The organism is Actinomadura barringtoniae, assembly GCF_017573505.1.
In the GTDB taxonomy this organism is placed as follows: Bacteria; Actinomycetota; Actinomycetes; order Streptosporangiales; family Streptosporangiaceae; genus Spirillospora; species Spirillospora barringtoniae.
In genome coordinates, this window is the sequence record NZ_JAGEOJ010000031.1 from 86,210 (window position 1) to 96,413 (window position 10,204).

A 10,204-nucleotide genomic window follows, 5' to 3' on the forward strand; every position below is an offset into this window, starting at 1 on the left:
GATCCTCAGGTGTGCGGGACCGGGACAGCACAGTAGTGCACCGGTCACAGGGCTGTAGTCTTCGTGTTACGGTCTGTCGAGTTGTGGCGGCTCCGTACGGCCCTCCCCCGGCCCACCCGATCGAGCCTGGCCGAGCGGTCGGCCAGTCTGTCACGATAGCCAGACCGCGCATTACCGGGCTCGAGTGAGGACGACTGTTGGAACGGCAGACGGTGTCGGCCACCTTCCCGTCCGCCGCGGCGTCGGTGGCGGACGCGCGCCGTTTCGTACGGCGGGTGCTGGCCGACTGGGACATGGACGAGGCGGCCGACGACGCCGTGCTCGCCACCAGCGAACTGGCGACCAACGCGGTCACCTACGCCGGAACGTCCTTCGAGGTCTCCTGCCGCCTGGAAGACGGCCAGATCCAGGTCGAGGTCCGTGATCTCCACCCTACGCGCACCATCGCCATGCCCGGCCTGACGGCCTCCAGCGGGCGCGGCCTGCCCTCCATCGCCCGCCTGGCCGACGCCTGGGGCGTCACCTACGACGGGCCCACCAAGGGCGTCTGGTTCCGGCTGTCCCAGCCCGGCTCCAACTCCAACGGAACGGCCCCGGACGCCGGCGCCGGCGTCGGCGACCGCCCAGGCGACCGCGTCGACGGGGAGACCGAGGTCGTGGAGACGGCCGACACCGTGGAGGCCGCGGTCGGCGCATCGGCCCGCAGGCTGGCTCCGGGCGGCGTCAGGCAGGCCTCCGGCCTCTCCCAGACACAGGGCGTCCAGCAGGCCGAGGGCGCCGCGTTCCCGGCCTTCGCCCGCCGTGGCATGGGCCGCGCCGCCCCCGTGCGGCCCATCGACACCCATGATCACCGGACCGACGGCGAGATCCCGGCCTCGGCCGACCGCGTGCTGCGCTCTCCCGCCGCATTGGAGACCCTGGAGGACGCGGTCGCCACCGTGCGCGGCGTTCTGGACGCCGAGGGCGCCGCCGTCCTGCTCACCGAACGGGACGGCAGGCTCGTCCTGGGCGCCAGCTCCGGCCTGCCCGACGAGCTCTCCCTGGGCCAGCTGACGGTGGCCGCGCTCAGCCCCGACGCCGTCAACGGCGTGCCCTGGGTGTCCTCGGACTCCGCCGACCCGATCGCCGCGGCGCTGCGCGCCGGATCCCTGGCCGCCGCGCCCATCGAGGCCCAGGGGCGGCTCACCGGCCTGATCATCGCGGTGGCGGCCGACCCCGATCACTTCGCCGAGGCCGACGCCGCCCGGATCGGCCGGATCGCCGACGAGATGGGCCTCTCCCTGGAGAAGGCCCGAGTCGGCGAGCTGGAACGGTCCTGGCGGGGCTGGCTCAGCTTCGTCGCCGAGGCCAGCGACCTGCTGGCCGGCACCCTCGACCAGGAGCGCACCATGGCCCTGGTCGCCCAGCTGGTCGTGCCGCGCCTGGCCACCTGGTGCGCCGTCTACAACGCCGTGGAGGGCGAGGAGGCCCGCCTGGCGTACGTGTGGCACGCCGACGAGACCCGCGCCGACACCCTGCGCGATCTTCTCGACAAGGCCGCCCCCGCCCAGCCGATGGACACCCCCGGCCCCTGGAACGGCCTGAGCACCGCCCCCGCCGAGGTCCGCGCCGCCGCCGGCGCCACGGCCCGCGACCAGGCCTACGCGTTCCCCCTGATCGCCCGCGGCCGCCGGATCGGCACCATCGTGATCGGCCGCCCGCCCGGCGACCGCTTCCCGCGCAGCGCGGTCGAGCTCGCCGAGGAGCTGAGCCGCCGCGCCGCCCTCGCGGTCGACAACGCCCGCCTCTACTCCGCCCAGACCGCGATGAGCAGCGCGCTGCAGCGCAGCCTGCTCCCGCCGGGCGTCCCCGACATCCCCGGCCTCGAGGTCGCCGTGGTCTACGAGCCGGCGGGGGAGGGCAGCGAGGTCGGCGGCGACTTCTACGACGTCTTCGAGTGCGCCGCCCCCGAGCCCGCCCGCGGCCCGGCGCCGCTGACCCCGGCCGTTCCGCCCAAGGGCGGCGCCTCCCGCTGGCGCTTCGCGATCGGCGACGTGTGCGGCACCGGCCCGCAGGCCGCCGCCGTCACCGGGCTCGCCCGGCACGCGCTGCGGATCCTGGCCGCCGAGGAGATGACGGTCCCCGACGTTCTGACGCGCCTCAACCGGCTGATCCTCGGCGAGGGGGAGCGGGGCAGGCTGCTGACCCTCCTGCACGGCGAGATCACGCCCCGGCCCCGCCGGGACGGCGTCAAGATCAGGCTGACCAGCGCGGGCCACCCGCCCCCGCTGATCCTCGACCCCGACGGCACCGTGCGCGACGTCGCCTCGCCACAGCCGCTGCTCGGGGTCTTCGACGACGTCGACTTCCACACCGACACCGTCGAGCTGCGCCCCGGCCAGGTGCTGCTGTGCGTGACCGACGGCGTCACCGAGCGGCGCTCCGGCGCGCGGCTGCTCGGCGACGGGCACGGCCTGGAGCAGTTGCTGTCGGGCTGCACGGGCCTCAGCGCTGGTGCGGTGGCCGCCCGAATACAACGCGCGGTGCGTGATTTCGGGCCGGAGCCGTCCAACGATGACGTTGCCCTCATTGTTCTCCGCGCGTCATGATGAACCTCGGGAATCGGTAAGGTGGGGTGGCGTGGGGCTTGCCTTGCACACGACGCGACAGGACGGCCGCGCGACGATCGCCGCGCGCGGTTCCATCGACCTGCACTCCTCCGATGAGCTGCGGACGCGTTTGACCGAGCTCGTGGACGCCGGCGAGCGCGAGGTCGTGGTCGACCTCACGGCCGTCGACTTCTGCGACTCCTCGGGGCTCAACGTGCTGGTGCGCGCCTACAAGCACGCCCGGGCGCAGAACGCGACGCTCACGGTGACGGGCGCCTACGGCCGCGTCGAGAACGTGCTACGTACGACCGGGCTGGACCGCTTCCTGATCGGCGGGACGGCGGCCGAAGGGGGAGCAGGGCGATGACCGAAACCACCCTCCGCGCGGCCCCGCAGACCGAGGCGGTGGAGTACGCCCGGCGCCTGGCCGCCCGCACCATGCGGACCTGGTCGCTGGTCGACCGCGAGGAGCTGGTCACCGCCATCGTCGCCGAGCTGGTCGCCAACGCCGTCCGGCACGCCGGCACGGCCCTGGAGCTGCGCCTGCTGCGCCGTCCGGGCGGCGTCCGCGTCGAGGTCCGCGACCGGGCCACCCAGATGCCGCGCCTGACCGTTCCCGGCCCGCTGGACGAGTCGCACCGCGGCCTGTTCATCGTCGACCGCTTCTCCAGCTCCTGGGGCGCCGAGCCCGTCTCCGGCGGCAAGGTCGTCTGGGCCGAGGTCGCGCTGTAATTTTTGGCCTTCGCGGCCTCGGGCCCCTCGCCTGGCGGCTCGCGTCCCGAACCGCAAAAGCGGCGAGCGCGGCACGGCTTCGCCGTCTTCGCGGGCGACTTCGCCTTCGGCTCGTCTCCCGCTCAGGTAGCGCGCTCGCGTGCGGGCTGGGGTTTGTGCGGGGTCGGCCCCTGGGGCCCCGCACGGTGGCGAGACCCCAGGGGCCGGAGTTCTCAGGGTTACTGGGCCTTCCGGTAGAGCTCGGCGACCATGAACGCCAGGTCGAGCGACTGGCCGCGGTTCAGGCGGGGGTCGCAGGCCGTCTCGTAGCGCTGGTGCAGGTCGGCCTCGACGATCTCGTCGCCGCCGCCCACGCACTCGGTGACGTCGTCGCCGGTGAACTCGATGTGGATGCCGCCCGGGTGGGTGCCGAGGGCGCGGTGCACCTCGAAGAACCCGGCGACCTCGTCGAGCACGTCGTCCAGGCGCCTGGTCTTGTGGCCGCTGGCGGCCTCCCAGGTGTTGCCGTGCATCGGGTCGCAGATCCAGGCCACGGGGGCGCCGCTCTGGTTCACCTTCTCGATCAGCGGCGGCAGCGCGTCGCGAATCTTGCCCGCGCCCATGCGCGTGACGAAGGTGAGGCGGCCCGGCTCGTGGTCGGGGTTGAGCTTGTCCATCAGCGCCAGCGCGTCGTCGGCGGAGGTGCTCGGGCCGAGCTTCACGCCGATCGGGTTGCGGATGCGGCTGAGGAAGTCGACGTGCGCGCCGTCCAGCTGGCGGGTGCGCTCGCCGATCCACAGGAAGTGCGCCGACACGTCGTAGGGGAGGCCGCTCAGGTGGTCGATGCGGGTCATGGCCCGCTCGTACTCCAGCAGCAGGGCCTCGTGGCTGGAGTAGAACTCCACGCTGTGGAACTCGTCGGGGCTGGCGCCGCAGGCCTTCATGAACGTGAGGGCGCGGTCGATCTCCCCGGCCAGCTGCTCGTAGCGCTGGCCCGCCGGGCTCTGCTTGACGAAGTCCTGGTTCCAGGCGTGCACCTGCCGCAGGTCGGCGTAGCCGCCCTTGGTGAACGCGCGGCACAGGTTCAGCGTGACCGCCGAGCAGTGGTAGGCCTGCAGCAGCCGGTGCGGGTCGTTGCGGCGGGACACGGCGTCGAAGTCGAAGCCGTTGACCGCGTCGCCCCGGTAGGCGGGCAGCTCCACGCCGTTGCGGGTCTCGTTCGGCTTGGAGCGCGGCTTGGCGAACTGCCCGGCCATCCGGCCGATCTTCACGACCGGCACGCTGGCGGCGTAGGTCAGCACGACCGCCATCTGCAGGAGGGTCTTCAGCTTGTTCTTGACGGCGTCGGCGTTGGACCCGGAGAAGGTCTCGGCGCAGTCGCCGCCCTGCAGGACGAACGCCTCGCCGAGCGCGACCTCGGCGAGCCGGTCCTTCAGGTTGTCGCACTCGCCGGCGAAGACCAGCGGCGGCTGGGTGGCCAGCTCGCGCGCTACCGCGGCCACCTCGGAGGGGTCGTCCCATTCCGGCTGCTGAAGGGCGGGGAGGCCGCGCCAGGCGTCCAGTTCCCCCGTGATGTCTGTGGCCATGTTCAGAAGTACCCGCGAACTGTCGGTGGTGTGGTCTTCACTATGAGACGCCCGGCCCCGCCGCATAGTTGTGGTGCCACTCGTTGTGACGCTCCAAGGCTATGGCACCCGGGTCCGGCGACACACCAGCAGTACGGCGTAGACGGCAGCGGCGGGCGACCCGGTGGATCGCCCGCCGATCAGGTCTTAGCGGCCAGAACTGGTCAAAACGTTCAAAACGGACTTTGGGTAGGGATCAGGCGGCGCGGAACCCGCCGGCCGCGCCGGCCTCGGTGCGCAGGGGTTCCTCGGACGCGGGCGCCCCGGTCAAGGCACGGTGGCCGGTCAGGTCCGCATCGGAGGCCAGCTGGCGCAGCCGCCGCAGCGAACGGTCGGTGATCTGCCTCACCCGGTTGTGGCTGAGGCCGTACCGCGCGCCGATCTGGGCGTAGGAGAGCGGCTGGCCGCTGTCCATCCCGAACCGGGCCCGCAGGATCGCCGACTCGCGCTCGGGAAGCCGCTCCAGCAGCCGCCCCAGGCCCTCGATGTCGTCCAGCGCCATCACCTCGGCCTCGGGCGTCACAGCCTCCGGGTCCTCCAGCAGGTCGCCCATGGGCGTCTCGCCGGCGTCGTCGATGGTGGCGTCCAGGCTGGCCGGGTCGCGCCGCCAGCGCAGCAGCTCGTCCACGTGCTCGGGCTCGGCGCCGACCGCCTGGGCCAGCTCGTCACGGCTCGGCTCGCGGCCGAGGTCACGGCTCAGCTGGCGTTCGGCACGGCGCAGCCGGGAAAGCTCCTCCTCCACGTGGACCGGCAGCCGGATCGTGCGGGCCGTGTGGCTGAGGCCGCGCCCGATCGCCTGGCGGATCCACCACGTGGCGTACGTGGAGAACTTGAAACCCCGGCGATAGTCGAACTTCTCAACGGCGCGCATCAACCCGAGGTTCCCCTCTTGGATCAGGTCGATGAGCGGCAGCGAATCGGTGGGGTATTTACGGGCGATGGAGACCACGAGTCGCAGGTTCGCCTCGACGAAGCGTTGCTTGGCACGAAGGCCCGCCTCGACGAGTTCCTCCAGCTCCTCGTGGGACGCGCCCGCGGGCACGTTCTCCTGTTCAAGAAGCTGTTCGGCGTACAGGCCCCCCTCGATGGCCTTCGCCAAGTCGACCTCCTCCACCGCGTCCAGCAGCGGGCTACGGCCGATCCGGTCGAGGTACGCCCCCACAAGGTCCTTGTCGGGGGCGTCGACCCTGTTGCCCTTGGTACGGGTTGCAGCCATCCTGACCCTTCTCCGGTGCGATCTCCCTGAAGGGACAACGCTAATTACCGCTCTGTGATTCCCAGTTCCGGAATACTGCGAGGCTGTTCGCCGCTCTACCTGTTCTGATACCCCGACCGAGGAGAAAATGACATGGCGACGGTCACTGTGACCGCTGACACCTTCGACAAGGTGGCTCAGGGTGAGGGCATCGTCCTGGTGGACTTCTGGGCCGCCTGGTGCGGGCCGTGCCGCCGGTTCGCCCCGGTGTTCGAGAAGTCTTCCGAGAAGCACGAGGACATCGTGTTCGGGAAGGTCGACACCGAGGCCGAGCCCGAGCTGTCGGAGCGTTTCGGCATCGCCTCCATCCCGACGCTCATGGCGATCCGGGACGGCGTCATCGTCTTCGCCGAGCCGGGCGCGCTGCCCGGCGAGACCCTGGAGAACGTGATCGAGCAGGTGCGCGCCCTGGACATGGACGACGTGCGCGCCCGCCTCGCCAAGTCCTGACCCACTGGGCATCAGGCGTCACTGACCTCACGTCACATGTTGACCGGTTGCGGCCGGACCCTGGGTAGATCGCCCGGTCATGGCCGCGCCTCCGGCGTCGCGGAAGGGCGGCCGCCTTTCCGGACCTCGGGCTCTGGACGCGGTCGCCCAACGGGCGTCTTCTGGACTGACCCGATGGATGACCGTCAGGGAGGAGCGACAGTGATGCCCACGCCACGGCTCGTACCGTCCCGATGGCTGCTGCGCCGGATGGCCCGCTCGGCGCCGGTCTCCAGGCTCCGCATGGCCGGCCGGCCGATCAGAGCCGAGGAGTACGTCGAGGACGGCGTGTACGTCGTCCGCGCGGACCTGCCGGGCGTCGACCCGGCCCGCGACATCGAGGTCTCGATCCTGCCCGATCCCGACTCGGTCGAGATCAAGGCGATCCGGCGGGACGACCTCAAGGCGCACCGGCACGGCGAGATCTCTTACGGCCTGTTCCGGCGCGTGCTCACGCTGCCCGACCGGGCCGACCGCGCGACGCTCACCACCAGCTACAGCAACGGTGTGCTGGAGGTCGCGGTCGACCTGCCCGGCGCCCGCCAGAAGGCGACGGCCACCCCGATCCGCCGCTAGGCGCCGTGCCCCCGTTGATCTTCGGGCTGTGATCTTCAGGCTGTCCCTGGCAGGGCCACGACCTGCCGAATCGATCTCGGTACCGTCGGGACCGTGACAGCCCACCACCACAACGACGACCCGTCCACCAGCACGTCCACGTCCACTCGCACGTCCGCCGGCACGTCCACGTCCACGTCCACGAGCACGTACGCGTCCGCGTCCGTCGGCACGTTCGACATCGGCGGTGAGCTGACCGTGCGCAGGCTCGGCTTCGGCGCGATGCAACTGCCCACCGAGGGCCCGGATCGCGAACGGTCGATCGCCGTCGCGCGCCGCGCCGTGGAGCTCGGCGTCAACCTGATCGACACCGCGCACCTGTACGGGTGGGGCGCCAACGAGGACCTCCTCGCCGACGCCCTGCACCCGTACCCGGAGGGTCTGCTGATCGCCACCAAGGTCGGCGTCGCCCCGCCGAAGGACGGGCGCGAGGCCTCGATCTGCGGACGCCCGGAGTTCCTGCGGGAGCAGGTGGACGAGGGGCTGCGGCGGCTGCGCGTCGAACGGCTGGAGCTGCTGCAACTGCACCGCGTCGATGAGGACGTGCCGCTCGCCGACCAGGTCGGCACGCTGCGGGAGTTGCAGGTGGCGGGCAAGATCGGCCACCTCGGGCTGTCCGAGATCACGGTCGGGCAGCTGGAGGAGAACGTCGCGGCGGCCGACGTAGGGCTGAACAAGGAGCAGATGGCGCGCCTGGACGAGGCCGTTGCCGCGTAGCGGGGTGGTGTGGTCGATGATGGACGGGTGCTGGCCGACGTCGTCGAATTGCTCGTCTGCCCCCTGTGCGGTGCGGACCTCACGCTGAAGGAGGCGTCCTTGCGCTGCCCTGCGGGGCACACGTTCGACCTCGCCAAGCAGGGCTACGCCAACCTGCTCCCGGGCAACGCCAAGCCCGGGACCGCGGACACCGCCGAGATGGTGGCGGCGCGGGCGGACTTCCTCGGAACGGGGACTTTCGCTTCGCTCGCCGATGCTTTGGCCGAACGGGTGGGCGTTGCGCTTGGGGGTGGCGGAGCCGTGTTGGACGCGGGCGCCGGTACGGGCTACTACCTGGGCCGCGTGCTCGACCGCAGTCCGGGCTCCGTGGGGCTGGCGCTCGACATCTCGAAGTTCGCGGCACGACGGGCCGCCCGCGCGCACCCGCGCATCGGTGCCGCCGTCGCCGACCTGTGGCGTCCGCTGCCCGTACGTGGGGATGCGGTCGGAGCGATCCTGAACGTCTTCGCTCCGCGCAACGCCGCCGAGTTCCATCGCGTTCTGCGGCCCGGCGGCCTGCTTCACGTGGTCACGCCGTCGAGCCGTCACCTGGGCACGCTGGTGTCCGAGCTGGGCCTGCTGTCGGTGGACGAGGAGAAGACCGACCGGGTCGACGCCACCCTCGGCGGGCGGTTCCGGCTGGAGTCCCGGGAGAGCCTGGAGACCGAGGCGACGCTCGGCCACGAGGAGATCGCCACGCTGGTCGGGATGGGACCGAGCGCCCACCACGTACCGGCGGACGAGCTCGCGCGGCGGATTGCGAAGCTACCCGACCGGACGGCCGTCCCGCTGTCGTTCGTGCTGTCGGCGTTCCGCGCGTAGCGGTGCCACGGCAGGGCCGGTCGGCATCGCCGTCGCGGGCAGGGGCATCCGGCAGGTCAGGTCGAGCTCGATCTGCGCGACGTCGCCGTGCTGGAGCATGCCCTGCACGCTCAGGACGTCCACGACCTTGTAGCTGAACGAGGCCGACACCGCACGCGTCACCCCGGTCAGCAGCACGCGCTGGAGTGCCTGCCCGGCGCGAATCCACTCGGCAGGGGAGTTCCCTCGTGTGGCCAGCACCGCTCGTTGGGAGATGCCGGTGTCTCCGGGCATCGCAAGGAAAGTCGCTCCCTCGAGACGCGCGGCCTCGGCGAGCTCGTTCAGGAGGGGGAGCGGTGGGGGAGAGCCCAGCTCGGGCCTGCGCGCGGGGAAGGGACGCAGCGTCGCCGCGAACAGCAGGCGTTCGGACCGGCTGACCCTGTGGTGCCCGGCAAGGCGAACGGTCGCGAGGAGAGTGGGTCGCGACGGGTCCGGCAGGAGCCGCACGACGGCCTCATGACCGAGCTGCGCGGCGGCCAGCCGGAGATTGACCAGGGCCGCGCCGCAGCTGAGGTGGAGCCCCCGGCCGCTCGGGTCCTGGACGGAACGGAACCTGGCGGGGTCGGCCACGACCTCGATGAGGTCGGGCACCACCCTGAAGCGCCAGGCGTGAACGTCGTGAATGGTGGGACCCATGGTCGCCGCGACCACCCGGCGCTCCGCCGTGCCACCGGTGGTGGCGACACCTGCGTTCACGGGGCTTGCCTCCTCCCGACGCCGGGGCGAAATGGGGGCTTTCGTGCACACCGCGACGTCCGTGCGCGAACCGTACCGCAATGTGAGGTGGCACACGTAGTGCGAGGTCCACGAGAGTGCACGCCGCCGATTTGACGCTTGGAGCGGGCTTGCCTAATCTCGTGACACCCGAGCGGATGCGGGACACCGAGAGGTGGACGGCCGCACGGGAAGCCAGATCGGAAAACCGGTTCGAGCTCCGCTCGGGCTGTTGTACGATGGTCTGGCTAGCCCGAAGAGGGATGCAGGACGCCGCAAGGTGGCCGGCCCGAAGGGCTCACCTCCCGAGTCAGTCAAGGTTCATGGCCTTCGGCCTGTCCGAACCTCGACGCACGGGAACCTCGGGAAAGACTCTACGTCGAAAAGATCTTCACGGATCTACTTGACACCGGAGAATTTCCCGGTAAGTTAGAAGGGTTGCCCCGGAGCCGGGTCTTGCGAAAGTGGGAGTTCGGCGCGGTGGGTGTCCGTTTCTTGAGAACTCAACAGCGTGTTAAAAGCCAGTGCCTTTATAGGCCAGGCCATGGTGCCTGGTCTCCCCGTAGCCGTTGGCTCTTCGGAGTTGATGG

The 10,204-nt window shown here is 71.3% G+C and carries 10 protein-coding genes; 7 read left to right on the forward strand and 3 right to left on the reverse strand.

What is annotated here, in order from left to right; all coding sequences use genetic code 11:
• The first annotated feature begins 197 nt into the window (after positions 1 to 197).
• From J4573_RS48810 to J4573_RS48820, 3 genes are read left to right on the forward strand one after another with little or no spacing between them, the layout of a single operon-like run.
• On the forward strand, positions 198 to 2,588 hold the full coding sequence (locus J4573_RS48810; RefSeq protein WP_208263292.1) for a SpoIIE family protein phosphatase: 2,391 nt from the start codon (positions 198 to 200) through the stop codon (positions 2,586 to 2,588).
• A 31-nt stretch (positions 2,589 to 2,619) separates the two neighbouring features.
• Positions 2,620 to 2,955: an STAS domain-containing protein gene (locus J4573_RS48815; RefSeq protein ID WP_208263293.1), complete on the forward strand. Its 336-nt coding sequence runs from the start codon at positions 2,620 to 2,622 to the stop codon at positions 2,953 to 2,955.
• A complete protein-coding gene (locus J4573_RS48820) occupies positions 2,952 to 3,320 on the forward strand; it encodes an ATP-binding protein (protein WP_208263294.1) in 369 nt (122 codons plus the stop codon). The genes J4573_RS48815 and J4573_RS48820 overlap by 4 nt, the downstream gene beginning before the upstream one ends.
• 218 nt (positions 3,321 to 3,538) lie before the next feature.
• Here J4573_RS48820 and J4573_RS48825 read toward each other — a convergent pair whose 3' ends face one another.
• Both J4573_RS48825 and J4573_RS48830 read right to left on the reverse strand, forming a co-directional pair.
• On the reverse strand, positions 3,539 to 4,885 hold the full coding sequence (locus J4573_RS48825; RefSeq protein WP_208263295.1) for a class II 3-deoxy-7-phosphoheptulonate synthase: 1,347 nt from the start codon (positions 4,883 to 4,885) through the stop codon (positions 3,539 to 3,541).
• A gap of 235 nt (positions 4,886 to 5,120) precedes the next feature.
• Positions 5,121 to 6,140: a sigma-70 family RNA polymerase sigma factor gene (locus J4573_RS48830; RefSeq protein WP_243774805.1), complete on the reverse strand. Its 1,020-nt coding sequence runs from the start codon at positions 6,138 to 6,140 to the stop codon at positions 5,121 to 5,123.
• Positions 6,141 to 6,272: 132 nt separating this feature from the next.
• Here J4573_RS48830 and trxA point away from each other — a divergent pair, with 132 nt between their 5' ends.
• The 4 genes from trxA to J4573_RS48850 all read left to right on the forward strand — a co-directional run bounded on the left by trxA (position 6,273) and on the right by J4573_RS48850 (position 8,861).
• Positions 6,273 to 6,629 (forward strand): thioredoxin, encoded by a 357-nt coding sequence (gene trxA, locus J4573_RS48835; RefSeq protein ID WP_208263296.1) that lies wholly within the window; start codon positions 6,273 to 6,275, stop codon positions 6,627 to 6,629.
• A 204-nt stretch (positions 6,630 to 6,833) separates the two neighbouring features.
• Positions 6,834 to 7,244 carry an Hsp20/alpha crystallin family protein gene (locus J4573_RS48840; protein WP_208263297.1) on the forward strand — a complete coding sequence of 137 codons (411 nt, stop codon included), beginning with the start codon at positions 6,834 to 6,836 and terminating at the stop codon, positions 7,242 to 7,244.
• Positions 7,245 to 7,337: 93 nt separating this feature from the next.
• Entirely contained in the window at positions 7,338 to 8,000 is a 663-nt protein-coding gene (locus tag J4573_RS48845; RefSeq protein WP_307797511.1) for an aldo/keto reductase, read from the forward strand.
• Positions 8,001 to 8,009: 9 nt separating this feature from the next.
• Positions 8,010 to 8,861: a putative RNA methyltransferase gene (locus J4573_RS48850; RefSeq protein ID WP_307797512.1), complete on the forward strand. Its 852-nt coding sequence runs from the start codon at positions 8,010 to 8,012 to the stop codon at positions 8,859 to 8,861.
• Here the strand turns inward: J4573_RS48850 and J4573_RS48855 are convergent.
• Entirely contained in the window at positions 8,805 to 9,596 is a 792-nt protein-coding gene (locus J4573_RS48855; protein WP_208263298.1) for a hypothetical protein, read from the reverse strand. The two genes, J4573_RS48850 and J4573_RS48855, sit on opposite strands and share 57 nt — an antisense overlap.
• Positions 9,597 to 10,204: the final 608 nt, after the last annotated feature.

What these genes read in the sequence shown, in the direction of transcription:
- J4573_RS48820 (WP_208263294.1), top strand. Translation starts at nt 2,952, where the DNA reads ATGACCGAAACCACCCTCCGCGCGGCCCCGCAGACCGAGGCGGTGGAG.
- J4573_RS48825 (WP_208263295.1), bottom strand. Translation starts at nt 4,885, where the DNA reads ATGGCCACAGACATCACGGGGGAACTGGACGCCTGGCGCGGCCTCCCC.
- J4573_RS48830 (WP_243774805.1), bottom strand. Translation starts at nt 6,140, where the DNA reads ATGGCTGCAACCCGTACCAAGGGCAACAGGGTCGACGCCCCCGACAAG.
- trxA (WP_208263296.1), top strand. Translation starts at nt 6,273, where the DNA reads ATGGCGACGGTCACTGTGACCGCTGACACCTTCGACAAGGTGGCTCAG.
- J4573_RS48840 (WP_208263297.1), top strand. Translation starts at nt 6,834, where the DNA reads ATGCCCACGCCACGGCTCGTACCGTCCCGATGGCTGCTGCGCCGGATG.